Origin of the sequence: uncultured Roseobacter sp., assembly GCF_947488185.1 — a bacterium.
Taxonomy (GTDB): domain Bacteria; phylum Pseudomonadota; class Alphaproteobacteria; order Rhodobacterales; family Rhodobacteraceae; genus Roseobacter.
The window spans coordinates 686,222-702,483 of the sequence record NZ_CANKYM010000002.1 but is presented as its reverse complement, the minus strand read 5'-3'; the positions used below and the strand labels follow the sequence as shown (position 1 = coordinate 702,483).

Annotated in this window: 15 protein-coding genes; 7 read left to right on the top strand and 8 right to left on the bottom strand. The window is 60.4% G+C overall.

Annotated features, from left to right (window positions below):
- Positions 1 to 73: 73 nt before the first annotated feature.
- The 3 genes from bhcC to bhcA are packed head-to-tail and all read right to left on the bottom strand — an operon-like array spanning position 74 to position 3,421.
- Positions 74 to 1,237: a 3-hydroxy-D-aspartate aldolase BhcC gene (gene bhcC / locus Q1A52_RS09370; RefSeq protein WP_300013955.1), complete on the bottom strand. Its 1,164-nt coding sequence runs from the start codon at positions 1,235 to 1,237 to the stop codon at positions 74 to 76.
- Between the two features lie 12 nt (positions 1,238 to 1,249).
- Positions 1,250 to 2,221 carry a beta-hydroxyaspartate dehydratase BhcB gene (gene bhcB / locus Q1A52_RS09365; RefSeq protein ID WP_300013952.1) on the bottom strand — a complete coding sequence of 324 codons (972 nt, stop codon included), beginning with the start codon at positions 2,219 to 2,221 and terminating at the stop codon, positions 1,250 to 1,252.
- 9 nt (positions 2,222 to 2,230) lie between these two features.
- Complete coding sequence (bhcA, locus tag Q1A52_RS09360) at positions 2,231 to 3,421, bottom strand: L-aspartate--glyoxylate aminotransferase BhcA (RefSeq protein WP_300013949.1); 1,191 nt, start codon at positions 3,419 to 3,421, stop codon at positions 2,231 to 2,233.
- 211 nt (positions 3,422 to 3,632) lie between these two features.
- On the opposite strand from bhcA, the gene Q1A52_RS09355 reads away from it, so the two are divergent.
- From Q1A52_RS09355 to Q1A52_RS09325, 7 genes are all read left to right on the top strand, one after another.
- Positions 3,633 to 4,502 (top strand): IclR family transcriptional regulator, encoded by an 870-nt coding sequence (locus tag Q1A52_RS09355; RefSeq protein WP_300013946.1) that lies wholly within the window; start codon positions 3,633 to 3,635, stop codon positions 4,500 to 4,502.
- Positions 4,503 to 4,810: 308 nt separating this feature from the next.
- On the top strand, positions 4,811 to 5,905 hold the full coding sequence (locus tag Q1A52_RS09350) for a TRAP transporter substrate-binding protein (RefSeq protein WP_299777304.1): 1,095 nt from the start codon (positions 4,811 to 4,813) through the stop codon (positions 5,903 to 5,905).
- A gap of 107 nt (positions 5,906 to 6,012) precedes the next feature.
- Positions 6,013 to 6,603 (top strand): TRAP transporter small permease subunit, encoded by a 591-nt coding sequence (locus tag Q1A52_RS09345; protein ID WP_299777306.1) that lies wholly within the window; start codon positions 6,013 to 6,015, stop codon positions 6,601 to 6,603.
- Between the two features lie 30 nt (positions 6,604 to 6,633).
- Positions 6,634 to 8,001, top strand: coding sequence for a TRAP transporter large permease subunit (locus Q1A52_RS09340; protein WP_195818939.1), 1,368 nt, complete (start codon positions 6,634 to 6,636; stop codon positions 7,999 to 8,001).
- The gene (locus Q1A52_RS09335) at positions 7,998 to 9,338 is read left to right on the top strand and encodes an amidase (protein ID WP_300013943.1); all 1,341 of its coding nucleotides are present in this window, start codon (positions 7,998 to 8,000) and stop codon (positions 9,336 to 9,338) included. The genes Q1A52_RS09340 and Q1A52_RS09335 overlap by 4 nt, the downstream gene beginning before the upstream one ends.
- Before the next feature lie 16 nt (positions 9,339 to 9,354).
- Complete coding sequence (locus Q1A52_RS09330) at positions 9,355 to 9,549, top strand: hypothetical protein (protein ID WP_195818937.1); 195 nt, start codon at positions 9,355 to 9,357, stop codon at positions 9,547 to 9,549.
- 3 nt (positions 9,550 to 9,552) lie between these two features.
- Positions 9,553 to 10,512, top strand: coding sequence for a D-glycerate dehydrogenase (locus tag Q1A52_RS09325; protein ID WP_300013940.1), 960 nt, complete (start codon positions 9,553 to 9,555; stop codon positions 10,510 to 10,512).
- A gap of 1 nt (position 10,513) precedes the next feature.
- Here Q1A52_RS09325 and Q1A52_RS09320 read toward each other — a convergent pair whose 3' ends face one another.
- From Q1A52_RS09320 to dctP, 5 genes are read right to left on the bottom strand one after another with little or no spacing between them, the layout of a single operon-like run.
- Positions 10,514 to 12,028, bottom strand: coding sequence for a malonyl-CoA synthase (locus tag Q1A52_RS09320; RefSeq protein ID WP_300013938.1), 1,515 nt, complete (start codon positions 12,026 to 12,028; stop codon positions 10,514 to 10,516).
- A 10-nt stretch (positions 12,029 to 12,038) separates the two neighbouring features.
- Positions 12,039 to 13,283: a malonyl-CoA decarboxylase gene (locus Q1A52_RS09315; RefSeq protein WP_300013935.1), complete on the bottom strand. Its 1,245-nt coding sequence runs from the start codon at positions 13,281 to 13,283 to the stop codon at positions 12,039 to 12,041.
- Complete coding sequence (locus Q1A52_RS09310) at positions 13,280 to 14,596, bottom strand: TRAP transporter large permease (protein ID WP_300013932.1); 1,317 nt, start codon at positions 14,594 to 14,596, stop codon at positions 13,280 to 13,282. The genes Q1A52_RS09315 and Q1A52_RS09310 overlap by 4 nt, the downstream gene beginning before the upstream one ends.
- Positions 14,596 to 15,144, bottom strand: coding sequence for a TRAP transporter small permease (locus Q1A52_RS09305; RefSeq protein ID WP_299777317.1), 549 nt, complete (start codon positions 15,142 to 15,144; stop codon positions 14,596 to 14,598). Before Q1A52_RS09305 ends, Q1A52_RS09310 begins: the two co-directional genes overlap by 1 nt.
- 60 nt (positions 15,145 to 15,204) lie before the next feature.
- Positions 15,205 to 16,191: a TRAP transporter substrate-binding protein DctP gene (gene dctP, locus Q1A52_RS09300; protein ID WP_300013929.1), complete on the bottom strand. Its 987-nt coding sequence runs from the start codon at positions 16,189 to 16,191 to the stop codon at positions 15,205 to 15,207.
- Positions 16,192 to 16,262: the final 71 nt, after the last annotated feature.

The window sequence follows — 16,262 nt, the reverse complement described above, 5'->3', positions numbered from 1 at the left end:
TGTCTTTTTGGTGTTCGTCGTGAAATGCGCCCGGAGAGCCCGGACGCATGGCGTTCTCTCATCGATGGAAGGTTCAGTACGCCTTGCCGCGTGCGGACACGGGCCAAAGCGTTTCGACCTTGCCGTCCCTGACGCCGACGTACCAGTCATGCACGTTGCAGGTCGGATCGCAGTGACCGGGCACCAGCTTGAGTTTGTCGTTGACCTTGAGCACGGCATCCGGGTCCGCGATCACGCCATGTTCGTCCGAGCATTTGACGTATTCGACATCCGTCCGTCCAAAGATCACCGGCAGACCGCTGTCCACCGACTGCGCCTTGAGACCCGCATCCACGATAGCCTTATCCGCCTTGGCGTGGCTCATCACCGAGGTCAGGATGAAAAGCGCGTTTTCCCATTCGCCCTGATCGATCCGGTTCCCGTTCTCATCCAGAATGCGTCCGTAGTCCGCATCCATAAAGGCGTAAGACCCGCATTGCAGTTCATTGTAAACACCTGAATTTCCTTCGAAATAGTAAGATCCGGTGCCACCACCGCCAACGATATCACAGTCGAGTCCATCCGCTTTTAACGTATCAACCGCATCTTTCACCTGCGCCACGGCGATGTCGATCTTGGCCTTGCGGTCGTCGTAGCTGTCCATGTGCTGCATCGCGCCTTGGTAGGCCTGGATGCCTGCGAATTTCAGACCGTCCGCTGCATCGATGGCTTTCGCAATCTCGACCACTTCGGGTGTCGTGGTCACGCCGCAGCGGCCCGCGCCGCAATCGATCTCCACAAGGCATTCGATTTCCGTGCCGTGACGGGTGGCCGCCTCGGAGAGGTCCGCCACGTTCTCGATGTCATCGACGCAACAGATCGTGCGGGCCCCCAGCTTGGGCAGTCGCGCGAGGCGATCGATCTTCTCGGGCTGGCGCACCTGGTTGGAGACCAGGACATCCTTGATGCCGCCGCGCGCAAAAACCTCGGCCTCCGACACCTTCTGGCAACACACACCGCAGCTGCCGCCCAGTTGTTCCTGCAACAGCGCCACATCGACGGATTTGTGCATCTTGCCATGCACCCGGTGGCGCATGCCGTGCGCCTTGGCCCAGTCGCCCATCTTCTTGATGTTGCGCTCCAGCGCGTCGAGGTCCAGCACCAGCGAGGGTGTCTGGATATCTGCCTCATCCATCCCGATAGCGGCCGGAATGTCGTAGCCCACTTCATAGTCTTCGAATTTAACCTGCTTGTTCATATCGCGTCCTCCTTAGCCCGTGATCCAGGGCAGTTTGTCCAAATCCACATTGCCGCCAGTGATGACGACCCCGACCCGCTTGCCCCGGAACACCTCCGGGTTGCGCAGGATGGTGGCCATCGGCACCGCACAGCTCGGCTCCATCACGATCTTCATCCGCTCCCAGGTGAGCTTCATCGCATCGATGATCTCCTGCTCGCTGGCCGTCAGCACGTCCGTGACAAAGCTGGAAACGAAGTGCCATGTGTTCTCTTTCAGCGGCACCTTGAGCCCGTCGGCGATGGTCACCGGGGCATCGTCGGCTATGATGTGTCCCGCCCGGAAGGACCGCGCGGCATCATCCGCCTGATCCGGTTCCGCGGCATAAATCTCCATCTTGGGTGCGAGATTCGACAGGGTCAGGCACGTGCCAGAGATCATGCCGCCGCCACCGATGGGCGCGATGACCGCATCCATATTCTCCACCTGCTCCAGCAGCTCCAGCGAACAGGTCGCCTGCCCCGCGATCACGCGCGGGTCATTGTAGGGATGCACGAATTCAGCACCGGTCGCCTCCTGCACCTCCGCGAAAACCGCTTCACGGCTGCTGGTCGATGGATCGCATTCGGTGATGATGCCGCCATAGCCCCGCACCGCTGCCTTCTTGGCCTCGGGTGCTGTGCGCGGCATGACCACATGGCAGGGGATACCCCGCCGCCCCGCCGCATAGCTGAGTGACAGCGCGTGATTGCCCGACGAATGCGTTGCCACGCCCTTTTCGGCCATCGCATCGCTGAGACCAAAAACCGCGTTCGACGCGCCGCGCACCTTGAACGCCCCGGCCTTCTGGAAGTTCTCGCATTTGAAGAACAGTTCGGCCCCGGTGAGGTCGTTGAAATAGGTCGAGGTCAGCACCGGCGTGCGGTGAATATAGGGTTTGATCCGTTCATGGGCCGCACGCACGTGGTCGATGGTTAGGTCGGGGCCGGTCAGTGTGTCTAACATGTCGCCCCCCTACGCCGCTGTCTTGACCAACGCCGCGCGGTGCGACCGGAAGTAATCCTGCGCAGCGGCCACACCGCTGCCAAGCTCAACCGGATAGTCCAGATCGGCCATTGCCATTTCGATCGTAGCCAGACCCGACAGCACCATCACATCCGTCAGGCTGCCCAGATGTCCGATGCGGAAGGCTTTGCCGTTCATCTCGCCCAGTCCGATGCCAAACGATACGCCGTAGGCATTGAACGCCTGATCGGTCAACGCATTGCTGTCGAACCCGTCGGGCACATAAATCGCGCTCACGGTGTCTGAATAAAGCGCCGGGCTCTCAGCCACCAGCTTCAGCCCCAAGCCATCCACCGCGCGCCGCACGCCTTCGGCAAGGCGGAAGTGGCGGGCATAGACGCTCTCCAGCCCCTCTTCAAAGAGCATCTTGAGGCTCTCACGCATGCCATAGATCAGTTGCAGGGGCGGTGTGTACGGAAAGCCACCGGACGCATTCGCTGCCATCATGTCGCTGAAATCAAAAAAGGTGCGCGGCAGCCTGGCCGTTTCCATGGCCGCCAGCGCCTTGGGGCTGACACCGAGGATCGCCATGCCGGTGGTCAGCATAAACCCTTTCTGCGAGCCGGAGACGGCGATATCCACGCCCCAGTCATCCATGCAGAACTCCATTGACGCCAGAGAACTGACGCAATCCACGAACATCATCGCCGGGTGGCTGGCCGCATCCATTGCCGCCCGTACGGCGGCGATGTCGGACTTTACCCCGGTCGCCGTTTCATTGTGGGTGACCAGAACTGCCTTGATGTCGCGCGCCTTGTCTTCGGTCAGGGCAGCTTCGAATTTATCCGCCGGCGCTCCGGCCCCCCAGGGGCATTCAATAACGTGAACGTCAAGATCGTGGCGCTGGCAGAGGTCAATCCAGCGGTGGCTGAACATGCCGTAGCGCGCCACGAGCACCTTGTCGCCCGGGCTCAGCGTATTGCATATCGCCGCCTCCCAGCCGCCTGTGCCGCTTGCCGGAAAGGTAATGACTGTGCCGGAGGTGGTGCCGAACACGCGCTTGGTGTCTTCGAGCACAGGTGCGAAGGTTTCCACGAAATCGGGCGCGCGGTGATCGCGCGTCTGGACCTGCATCGCAGCACGCAGCCGGTCGGGGATATTCGTAGGTCCGGGAATGAACACTGGGTTTTGGTCTGACATTGCGGTTTCCTCCTCAGCCATGCTGCACAATAACAAGTAGATCACCAAAATCAATTTTCTCGAAAATGTTTTTCATTTATAAAAAAAATGCATTAAAACATTGATGTTAAACCATATTTGAATTTTCAAATTCCACAATAATGATTTTATTGAAATTATTTTTCATTTATGTGATAAACGTTTCCAGAGATTCTTTTTGAGGCACACCGGTGTGACATCCCAGAAAAGACAGCGTGGACGACCCAAGTCCCAATTTCGCGAAAGCTCTGCAGGCACCCTACAGTCGCTGGATCGCGCTCTGGGCATTCTGAAGGCCATCTCTAAATCGGAACGCGCCACGCTGACGGACCTCTCACTTTCTCTGGGCGTCCCCACCGCCACCACCCACCGGATCCTGACGACATTGCAGAAGCACAGTTTCGTGGCTTTTGATGAGGAGCGGCAGGATTGGGTCATCGGGATCGAGGCCTATCGGACCGGCGTTTCCTTCATGAACCGCACCGGCCTCAGCACGGTGAGCCGACCGGTGATGCGCCACCTGATGGACAAGACCGGAGAGACCGCAAATCTTGCGATTCCGGACGGCGCAGAGGTTGTCTTTGTCGGACAAGTTGAGACCAGCAACCCAATCCGTGCCTTCTTCGCGCGCGGGACGCGCACGTCCATGCATGCCTCCGGGACCGGCAAGGCGATCCTGTCCGCCCTGCCCGAGGAGCGGGTACGCAAGTTACTAATGTCGACCGGCCTGACCAGTTTCACCGATAACACGCTGATCACAGCGGATGCGCTCTTTGCCGATCTGGAACAAACCCGCCGACGTGGATGGTCCTTTGACCGGGAGGAGCGCTATTCAGGCATGTCCTGCATTGGCAGCGTGATCTACGACGAACATCAGGATGCCTGTGCGGGCGTGTCCATCTCAGGGCCCAGCACCCGGTTCGACACCTTGCGCGTGCCGGAGCTTGGCGCGACCGTCGCAGAGGCGGCGCGGGACATCACGCAGCTGATCGGTGGCAGGTTCCCTGACCACGTGGCACCGCCGCACTCTGAAACTGCACCGCTGGACGATCCGGTGGCCTAGCCAATCGAACCGACCAAAAATGAGACGGGAAGGAGAACACGACCCAAACCAAGCACAAATGATACGAATTCACCCAGAGGTTGTACTAACGGGTTGTTTTCAGAGCTTATTTCCTTGCCTGTCCACGGGGATCGCCTAGTTTGATCCTTGTGAATTCCGGGAAGGACGCCTGAACTTGAAGCCGAGGAGGGCTTTGCGTTCAAAAACCGGCACAAGGGTGCTGATATTTCTCTGAGTTTTCGTAAACTGACCGAGCATGACGCTCACATCAGAAACGGGCCAGACGCGCCCGATCCTAGGGAGGAAGTATGACAGAAAAAGTAAATCGCAGAAAATTCCTGCGCGGTTCCGCCGTCGCAGGGGCAGCAGCCCTCGCGACACCCGCAATTGCGGATGGACACGGGGTGACACTGAAGATGCAAGCGGCCTGGGGCGGCGGTATTTTCCTTGAAAACGCACAGTCTTTCGCTGCGCGCGTCAACGAGATGAGCGGCGGGTCCCTGACCATCGAAGTGCTCTCCGTGGATGCGGTTGTGAAAACCAGCCAGATGCAGGATGCGGTACACCGGGGCGTTCTCGACGCGGCCCACTACGTGCCCGCCTACTGGTACGGTAAGTCCAAGGCTGCGTCACTCTTTGGCACCGGCCCCTGCTTTGGCTGGTCGAGCCAGGAAGTGCTGGGCTGGGTCTACGCCGGTGGTGGTCAGGAGCTCTTTGACGAGCTGATGGCAGAGCTGCGCCTGAACGTGGTGTCGTTCTTCAACTCGCCGATGCCCGCACAGCCGATGGGCTGGTTCAAGGAGCAGATCACCGATGCCTCGCAGATGGAAGGTCTCAAGTACCGGACCGTTGGTCTGGCCGCGGACGTTCTGCTGGAAATGGGCATGTCGGTGGTGCAGCTGCCCGGCGGTGAGATCCAGCCGGCGATGAAATCCGGCCTGATCGATGCGGCGGAGTTCAACAACCCGACATCCGACCGCGACTTTGGCATGCAGGACGTGTCTAAACATTACCACCTTGCCTCCTTCCACCAGAGCCAGGAGTTCTTTGAGGTCACGATCAACAAGGACAAGTTCAACGCGCTTTCCGATGATCACAAGGCGATCATCAAGAACGCGTCGATGGCGGAAAATTCCGGCTTTTACTGGGGCAACACCAAGCGCTATTCCGACGATCTGCTGAAACTGCAGGAAGCCGATGGCGTGAATGTCTACCGCACACCGGATTCGGTGATGGCGGCCCAGCTGGCAGCGTGGGACAAGGTGACAGCGCGTATCGCAGAGGACGATCCGTTCTTTGCCAAGGTGATGGAATCGCAAAAGGCCTACGCCAAGGACGTGATGAACTACCTCAACCTGAACCAGCCTGACTACAAGCTGGCCTACAACCACTACTTCGGTTGAGTTAGCCACATGTGACAGGGAGATCGGGCGCCTCCGCGTCCGGCCTCCTTTCCGCTGACCGGGTCCCGCCGCGAGGGCCTGCATATCCGCCACAGGGAATCAAAACGATGAAATTTGTTCACGCCATAGAAGGGCTGAGCCTCTGGGTAGGCCGGGCCTTCGGGTGGTGCATCCTGATCCTGACACTGTCGGTGTCTTACGAGGTCTTCGTGCGCTACGTGCTCAATGCCCCCACCGTCTGGGCCTTTGATATGATGATCCAGATGTACGGTGCGCTGTTTTTGATGTGCGGCGCCTATGCGCTGGCGCAGGACACGCATGTGCGGGCGGATGTGGTCTATCGCCTGTTCCCGGTCAAGGTGCAGGCGAGCCTCGATTTCCTGCTCTACTTCCTGTTTTTCTTTCCGGGCGTCACCGCGCTCGTGTGGTTCGGCTACGAGATCGCCTCCGACAGCTGGCGGTACAAGGAAGTCAGCTTCAACAGCCCCGCCAGCATCCAGATTTACTTCTTCAAATCACTGATCCCGGTCGCCGGTGCGTTGCTGATGATCCAGGGTCTGGCCGAACTGGTGCGCTGCGTCATGGCGATCCGCACCGGCGAATGGCCCGAACGCCTGGCCGATGTGAAAGAGACCGAAGATCTGCTGTCCGAGGCGGATCTCGCTGAAATCCAAGCCATCCATCCCGGCAAAAACTGACGTCTCTGACGCACCAGGAAAGATAAAAAGATGACAAATCCCGAAGTCGCCCTGTTGATGCTGGGCCTGTTTATTTTGCTTGTTTTGCTTGGGTTTCCGATTGCCTTCACCCTTCTCGCGATGGGCGTGGCCTTTGGCTACTACGCCTACCATCAGGGCGGGCCGATCGAGAGCTTTAGTGACATTTTCAACAACAACATCTTCTACCTGCTGAACCAGAACACCTATTCGGTGATGGAAAATCCGACGCTGGTCGCGATCCCGCTGTTTCTGTTCATGGGCTACGTGGTCGAACGCGCGAACATCGTCGACAAGCTCTTCTTCTCGCTCTATCAGGCCGCGCGCAACCTGCCCGGCTCACTGGCGATTGCGGCCCTGCTGACCTGCGCAGTCTTCTCCACCGCCTCCGGCATCGTCGGCGCTGTTGTGACGCTGATGGGCCTGCTGGCCTTCCCCGCCATGGCCAACGCCAACTACAACAAGAGCTTCGCCTCCGGCGTGATCTGTGCGGGCGGAACGCTAGGCATCCTGATCCCTCCATCGATCATGTTGATCGTCTATTCCGCCATTGCGGATCTCTCGCCCCTACGCCTCTACGCCGCCGCCGTTTTCCCGGGGCTGCTGTTGGCGGGTCTCTACATCGTCTACGTGATCGTCCGGGTCTGGATCACCCCCTCCCTCGCGCCCAAACCGCAGATGGATGACGTCCCGCCCCCGCGCGAGATCTACTGGAACCTGCTGGTCAGCTTCGTGCCGCTCACGGTCCTGATCGCGCTGGTGCTGGGCTCTATTCTCGGCGGTCTGGCGACGCCGGCAGAGGCCGCCGCAATGGGCGCGCTCGGCGGTATGGTGCTGGCCGTGCTCTACCGCTCCATGACCTGGACCAAGCTTAAGGAAAGCGTGTTCCTCACCGCCAAGGCCACGGCCATGGTCTGCTGGCTCTTTGTCGGTTCCTGGACCTTTGCCTCTGTCTTCTCCTACCTCGGCGGCCATGACATCATCGCCGATTGGGTCGGCGGGATGGATCTGGAACCCTGGCAGTTTCTGGTGCTGGCACAGATCATCATCTTCCTGCTGGGCTGGCCGCTGGAATGGTCGGAAATCCTGATCATCTTCGTGCCGATCTTCCTGCCGCTCTTGGAAGTCTTCGGCGTGAACCCCTACTTCTTTGCCATGCTGGTGGCACTGAACCTGCAGACCTCCTTCCTGACCCCGCCCATGGCCATGTCGGCCTATTACCTAAAAGGGGTGCTCAAGAAACAGATCGAGCTGATGGAGATTTTCCGCGGCATCATGCCCTACCTTGGGATCGTGATCCTGACCATGGTGCTGATGTACCAGTTCCCGGGCATCGCGCTCTGGTTCCCGGATTATCTCTTTGGGCCGTATATCCCATGAAGATCAAACCGCACGAGCTCTCGGCGACAGAGGCGGCAGGCCATATCGCCTCTGGCAGGCTGAAATCAGTGCAACTGGTCCAGTCCTGTCTGGACCGGATTGCCGAAACCGACGGCAACATCCACGCCTGGGCGCATCTCGACGCCGAGGCCGCGTTGAAACAGGCCGAAGACTGCGACCGCCTGCGCCAGCGCGGGTTGGCCACGGGACCGCTGCATGGGCTGCCGGTCGGGCTCAAGGACATTATCGACACGCACGACATGCCCACCCAGCGCGGCACACCGATTTTCGCGGGCCGTCAAAGCGCCGAGGATGCCCGGATCGTCGAAATGCTGCGCGAAGCAGGGGCCGTGATCATGGGCAAGACGGTCACAACCGAACTGGCCTTCATGCACCCCAGCGAGACCCGCAACCCGCATAACCCCGACCACTCACCCGCCGGTTCCTCCAGTGGGTCCGCGGCCGCGGTGGCTGCGGGGCATGTGCCACTTGCCGTTGGCACGCAGACCAATGGCTCGGTGATCCGCCCGGCATCTTTTTGTGGCACCTTCGGGTTCAAACCCACGCGCGGGATGATCCCGCGCACCGGAGTCCTGCAAACATCGAAATCACTGGATCAGATCGGCACTTTTGCCCGGACGCTGGAGGATGCGGCCCTGCTGGCCGACGCCATCAGCGGCTATGACCAGCGCGACAGCGAAAGCTTTGCCCACGCCCGCCCTGCCATGGCCAAGGGGGCTGTGGAGGACGCACCGATTGAGCCCGATCTCGTCTGGTTCAACCTGCCGTTCAACGACCGGCTGTCAGAGGCGGCACGGGACGGGTTTGACGGTGTGATGGAGATTCTGGACGCCCGTGTGACCCGGATGGACCCTGCCGATCAACTGGCCGAGCTGGTGGCCGTTCAGGCACGCATCCACGAATATGAGATTGCCCGGCATCAGGCCGATGTCTTTGACGGGCATTGGGAACAGATCAGCGAGACGCTGAAACCGATCATCACCCGCGCCCGAAAAATCAGCACAGCTGAGTACGAAGATGCACTGGCGGTCAAAGCCTCTGCACAATCCTTCTTTGACGATTTCTTTGTCGACTTCGATGCGATCCTCGCCCCGGCAGCCGCAGGCGAAGCGACGAAGTTCAGCGACGGGACAGGCGATCCGATTTTCTGTACACTCTGGACACTGGCAGGCCTGCCTTGTGTGACCCTGCCCTTGCTGGTCGGGGAAACCGGCCTGCCCATCGGCGTGCAACTGATTGGCCCGGTGCATAAAGACGACCGGCTGCTGCGCACCGCGCGCTGGCTGCAAAACCACATCGCGGCAGCCGCCGCCTGACTGAGAGGACGCAAACATGTCATATACCGTCAAACTGATCGTCGGGCTCATCGGCACCGCCCTGCTGGTGATCTTCGTGGGCGAGCTGTCGCACAGCATCTCCACCGGATTCGCGGGCTTCTGGGGCGGCTTCCCCTTCATGGTCATCGTCATCATCGTCTGCGCCATGGCGATCTATGACTACTGGGACGAATGCATCCGGAAGAAATAGACCATGACCAAGCCCCGTCTCTGGATCACCCGCCGCCTGTCGGACGCCACCCTCGCGCGCGCGATGCGCGACTATGACACGGTCGTCAATCACGCCGATACGCCGGGGACAGCCTCTGATCTGATCGCCGCCAGTGCCGATTTCGACGCGATCATCCCCTGTCATTCCGAACACTTCAGCGCCGAGGTAGCCGGCAAGCTTGACCCGCGCCTGAAAATCATCGCCAACCATTCGGTGGGCGTCGACCATTGCGACCTGCCCAGTCTCAAGGCGCGCGGTATCGCGGTGACAAACACCCCGGATGTGCTCTCGGACGCCACGGCGGAACTGGCCATGCTGCTGATGCTGGGGGCCGCGCGCCATGCAGTGGCGGGCGACCGGATCGTGCGCACGGGCGCGTGGGACTTCTGGTCACCGTCTTTCATGGTCGGCAAGCAGGTGACGGGCGCGCGTCTCGGGATCATCGGCATGGGCCGAGTCGGCCGTGCCTTTGCCGCCAAGGCGCGCGGGTTCGATATGGAGATCCATTATTACAACCGCAGCCCTCTGCCTGACGCGCAGGCGCAGGGCGCGACCTATCACGACACTGTCGAAAGCCTGCTGAGCGTGGCGGATTTCCTGTCGCTGCACTGCCCGGCCACGCCCGACACGATGGATTTGATGAATGCAGAGCGGTTCGCCCTATTGCCGCCCGGTGCGGTGATCGTCAACTCAGCGCGCGGCGCGCTGGTGGATGAAGACGCCTTGCTGGCGGCCCTGGGTAGCGGTCAGGTTGCCGCTGCCGGTCTTGATTGTTTCAAGGTGGAACCGGGGGGCAACCCGGCTTTTGCCGCGCATGAGAACATCTTTATGCTGCCGCACATTGGCTCTGCAACCACCCGCACGCGCGATGCCATGGGGTTTCGGGCGCTCGACAATCTGGATGCGTTTTTCGCTGGGGAAACACCCAAGGACCTGCTGTAACTCAGCCCGCGAAGAGATCGCCGTAGTCCTGACGCAGGATGTTCTTTTGCACCTTGCCCATGGTGTTACGCGGCAGCTCTGGCAGAACGATCAGCTTGCGGGGATGCTTGAACCGCGCCAGCTGCGTACCAACTGCCGCCGAGATGCCGTCCAGATCGGGGGGTGTTGTCTTCTCCGCCACAACAAATCCGACAACAGTTTCGCCGAAGTCAGGATGCGGCACACCGACCACGGCACTCTCCAGCACGCCTGGCTGATCATCCAGCAGAACCTCTATTTCCTTGGGGTAGATATTGTAGCCGCCAGAGATGATCAGGTCCTTGTTGCGCCCGACAATCTGCACGTACCCCTGATCGTCGATCAGCCCCAGATCACCGGTGATGAAAAAACCGTCGGCGCGCAGTTCTTCGCGCGTCTTTTCGGGCATCTGCCAATAACCTTTGAACACATTCGGGCCCCGCACTTCGATCTGTCCGATCTCCCCGTCAGGCAGTGTCTCACCGCTGGCGGGATCGGTGATTTTCAGCTCCACCCCCGGCAGTGGAAAGCCAACCGTCCCTGCCCGCCGCGCGCCCTCATAGGGGTTCGAGGTGTTCATATTGGTCTCGGTCATGCCGTAGCGCTCCAGAATGCGGTGCCCGGTGCGTTTTTCGAATTGGACATGCGTTTCGGCCAGCAATGGGGCGCTGCCGGATACAAAAAGCCGCATGTGCCGCACCAGATCGCCGGTAAAGCGCGGATCGTCCAGCAGGCGCGTGTAGAAGGTCGGCACCCCCATCATCGTCGTGGCCCTGGGCAGCAGGTCAATCACGTCGTCCGCGTCGAATTTTGGCAGAAAGAGAAGCGACCCACCCGCCAGCAGTGTCACATTGGTGGCCACAAAAAGACCGTGCGTGTGGAAAATCGGCAAAGCGTGCAGGAGCACGTCGTCTCTGGTGAACCGCCACACATCCACCAGCGTCTGGGCATTGGAGAGCAGGTTTGTTTGCGTCAGCATCGCGCCCTTGGAGCGCCCCGTGGTGCCGGATGTGTAGAGAAATGCGGCCAGATCATCTGGCGCACGTGGAACTGTCGCAAAGGCATCACGCTCGCCCCGCGCACGCTCCGGCAGCGAGCCGTTTCCATCGGCGTCCAGTGTTTCCAGCGCAGCATGACAAGCCTCAGCCACTGGGCGAAGCCCGTCCGCCTTTACCGGATCGCAGATCAATAGACGCGCCTCGCTGTTTTCCACAAAATAGGAGACTTCTGCAGCAGTGTAGCCAGTGTTCAGCGGCAGGAACACGATGCCCGACTGAACGGCGGCAGCATAAACCGCCAGCGCCTCGGGGGACTTTTCCGCCTGCAGGGCGAGCCGGTCTCCCGGCTTCAGACCAAGCGCCTTGAAGGCACGTGCAAACCGCGCTGTCATCGACAGAAAGGCCGCATGGGTGATCACCTGACCATCCTTCAGAATCAGAAAAGGCGTATCCTTGCCCGCGTGGTTGCCGAAAAGGTGATCAAAAAGAGGATTGGCCATTGTGATGTCCTCAAGTCTTTGTCTTATCCACCGCCGCCGCAAGCGCCTGCACTTGCGGTGACGCCGCAACTTTGTAGCCGTCGGCATATCCTTCATGGTTTTGCGCAATCAGGGCCCGGTCGTAAAGGTAGTTCACCATGACGCCTGCGGATTGCGCCATCCCGTTGGGCGACAGATCGGCACCGGCGTGCACATCATGGATCAGTGCGCCATTGCCCAAGTGGAACCGCGCCACCGGGTCACGCGGGCTGCCATCATCGCGCTTTGCGGCCAGAAGGTACTGCGCGCCACGCTGGCGTTGATCTGCGGGGGCTTCACCCATCTGCTGACCCGTCTCCGCGATCCATTGCATCAACCCGGGGATCGGCGAGAGGGTCACGAAAGTCTCCAACCCCGGCAGGTCCCGCGACAGATCGGCCACCACCTGTTTGATGAGCGAGTTGCCAAAGGAAATGCCCGCCAGCCCGGACTGGCAGTTGGAAATCGAATAGAAAACGGCCGTGTCCGCATCTTCGGCGGCCAGTTCCTCGCGCGTGTCCGACAAGAGCTCCTGCACCGATCCGGGCACGCCCCGTGTCAGCGCAACTTCGACAAAAATCAGCGGCTCGTTTGGCATGGCGGGGTGGAAATAGGCAAAGCAACGACGGTCGCTTGGCTGCACCCGACGGCGCAGATCGTCCCAGCTGTCGATGGTGTGCACCGCCTCGTAGGCGATGATCTTTTCCAGCACCTCCGCCGGGCTTTCCCAGTCAATCGGGCGCAGCACGAGAAAGCCGCGATTGAACCACGAGGAAAGCAGGTGCCGAAAATCGTGATCCACCGGGCCAAGCTTAGGATGGCTGCGGGCAAAACCTAAAAGGTCGTCGCGCATCTGCACCAGCCGCGCGGTGGCCCCCGGTATCTGGTTGAGACGCCGCGCCAACTCCTGCCGCATGGGCTCTGCCGAGGTAGAAAACGCGCGGTAAGTTTGCCGGGAAGGCGCCGCCTCGAACTCCGCCAGCCTGCGCCGCACCTCGTCGGCATCAAGGCCCATATCCTGCGCCAGAAACTCGAAAAACGTCAGCTTTTCAGAGGGGTCCATCGCAGCGTAGCGGTCCAGGATATGCCCAGCCGTCACCGCGCCCGATATTTCGCCGGAACTGCCCAGCAAATCGCCGCACAGTTCTTCGATGCTACGCCCCTCAAGGTCAGGCTCCAGCGCGCTCCGGTAGCGCCGCTCGAAAACCGTTGAAAGAAGATCGGCAAAAAAGCTCAAAACGCAGGCCCCATCACGGCATCGGGCAGCCAGGTCGCAAGGCCGGGGAAAATACACAACAGGATAATGGCAATGACCATACAGGCCACGAAGGGCAGCGACCCCATCAAAATGGTTTTGAGCGAAATGTCAGGCGCGATGCCATTGATGACGTAGAGGTTGAGACCGACGGGCGGGCTGATCAGCCCGATCTCCATGTTGATCGTCAGAACCACCGCGAACCAGATCGGATCGAACCCTGCCGTGGTGATGATCGGCAGCAGAATGGGTGCTGCCATCAGGATCACGGCGACCGGCGGCAGAAAGAACCCCGCGATCAGCAGAAAGACGTTGACCGTGCCCATCAACACCCAGCGGTTGACCTCCAGCGTGCCGATCCATTCCGCGATGGATTGCGTGATAAAGAGGCTTGAGAGCATGTAGGAAAACACACCGGCGGCGGCGATGATGAAGAGGATCATCACGCTTTCCTTGGTGCTGTCGCGCAGCACGTGCCAGAGCGCTTTGGGGCTCCAGAGTTTATAGATCACCATGGCGATGATCAGGCACAAAAGTGCGCCCACGGCGGCTGTTTCAGAAGGCGTCGCGATGCCGCCGTACATGGCGTAGAGCACACCGATGATGATGCCGATGAAGGGCAGCACCCGGGGCAGGATTTCGAACCTTTCGCGCCAGGAATAGCTGCCCGCCGTCAGCAGGGTGGTGTTGCCGGATTTCCACGTGGAATAGAGCGACCAGACCATGAAAAGCGCCACCAGCAGCAGGCCGGGGATGACGCCAGCAAGGAACAGACGGCCAATCGAGGTTTCCGTCGCGATCCCGTAGACGATCATCGTGACCGACGGCGGGATCAGGATGCCCAGCGTGCCGCCCGCCGCGATGGAGCCTGCAGCCACACCATCCGGGTAGCCGCGCTTGCGCATCTCCGGGATGCCCATCTTGCCGATGGCCGCGCAGGTGGCCGGGCTCGACCCGGACATGGCGGCAAAAAGCGCACAGGCCCCGAGGTTGGAAATCACCAGCCCGCCGGGCACGCGGGTCAACCAGCGTTCGAGCGCCTCATAAAGGTCCGCCCCGGCCCGCGTCGAAGCGATGGACGCGCCCATGATGATGAACATCGGGATGGAGAGCAGCGCGAAATTGTCGAGCTTGCCAAAGAGGATTTCAGGCATCAGCTCAAGGCTGCGCAGCCCGTCGAAGATCATCAGGAAACCGGCGGAGACGATCAGCAATCCGATGGCGACCGACACGCCGGAGAAAAGGACGATGATGGTGGAGAGGGCGACCAGCGCGCCAAGGACAAGCGGATCCATCAGTTGTCCTCCAGCCCAAACGGCTTCTCAGTGCCGGTCAGCACGCCCACCAGATCCGCAATCAGCTGGAGCATCAACAGGCCGAAGCCCACCGGCAGCGCCAGATAGGGAATCCACAACCGCACGCCCCAGACGGTGTCCGACTTCCACCCCCGATCCCAGGCGAAATGCCAGTAGTCGTACCCGTACCAGAGCATGACGCCGATGATCGCGATGGAGAGTGACAGGGTCAGCACAGCCAGTGCCCGACGCGCCCGCATCGGCAGGGCAAGCGGGATCAGATCGACGTTCACATGCCCCCTCAAGCGCTGTACGTAAGGCAGGCCCACCAGTGTCGCACCGATCACCAGGTAGATGACCATTTCGGTCTGCCAGACAGTGGAGCCATTCAGGACAAAGCGCACAAAGATCATCTGGCAGGTGATCGCCACAGCGGTCACGATCATCGCGGCAGAGCACCACCCGGCGACTGTCGACAGAGCGGCGACCGCACGCAGGAAAGGATGATTGCCGACGTGCGTATCCGTGGCAGAGGATTGACCAGCCATGAGCGCTCCTGAAGGATCAGAGAAAAATGGGGCGGCGATTGCGCGCCGCCCGGAGGTTGGTTATTCGACGGCCAGCGCCATATCGAGCAGCGCTTGCCCGTCCGGCACTTCTTCGACGAAGGCCTTGAACGATGTCTCCTGTGCAACCGCCTGCCAGGCGGCGAAATCTTCCGCCGTCATCTGTGCAATCTCGACACCGGCGTCCTCGAACACCTTCACGGAAGCCGCGTCCTGCTTTTTCGCCTCTTCCAGATAGAAGGCTTCGGCCTTTTCAGAGGCTTCCAGCAGGGCTGTCTGCTGGGCGTCACTCAACCCGTCAAAGGTGGATTTATTCATGAGCACCGGCTGATACATGAACCACAAGGCCACATCCGAGGCCGGGGTATAGCACGAAACCTGCTCGTAAATCCGGTAGGAGACGAAGGACGAGGACGAGGTATTCGCCGCCGTCAGAACGCCGGTCTGCATGGCGTTGTAGATCTCGGAAGAGGCCATGGAAGCGATGGAGGCCCCTGCCCCCGCCAGCATCTGCTCGAAGGCCTTGCCCGCAGCGCGGGTCTGCTGACCGACCACGTCCTCGGGATTGGTGATGCATTTGTCTTTACCCACAAAACCGCCCGCCAGATAGCCGTGCACCAGCACCATGACATCGTCATCGGCCATCTTCGCTTCCAGCGCCTCCATGAAGGGGCTGTCGCTCAGACGCGCCGCATGGTCGTGATTTTTCACCAGCCCCGGCATCAGCGTCAGGTTATAGGCAGGCTGCTGGCCACCGGCATAGCTCAACGGCAGCACGGTCATATCCAGCTGTCCGCGGCTGAGGGGTTTGTATTGCTCGCGCGGTTTAAACAGCGATTTGGAGCCGAAAATCTTGATCTCCAGATCGACATCTGCGGCGGCGACCTCATCCGCGATGATCTGAGCCACCTGATGGCGTACGTCCTTGTTGGACCATTGATGTGACAGGCGCAACTCGGTCGCCTGCGCGGTGGCAGCGCCGGTGGCGAGAATGGCAGCAAGCGCTGCGGAAAGCAGTGATCTTCTCATTTTTTCCTCCCAGAATGCCGGTGAGATAGCTCCGGCCGATATGTCAGCATTTAACCTCTCGCATTCAGAGT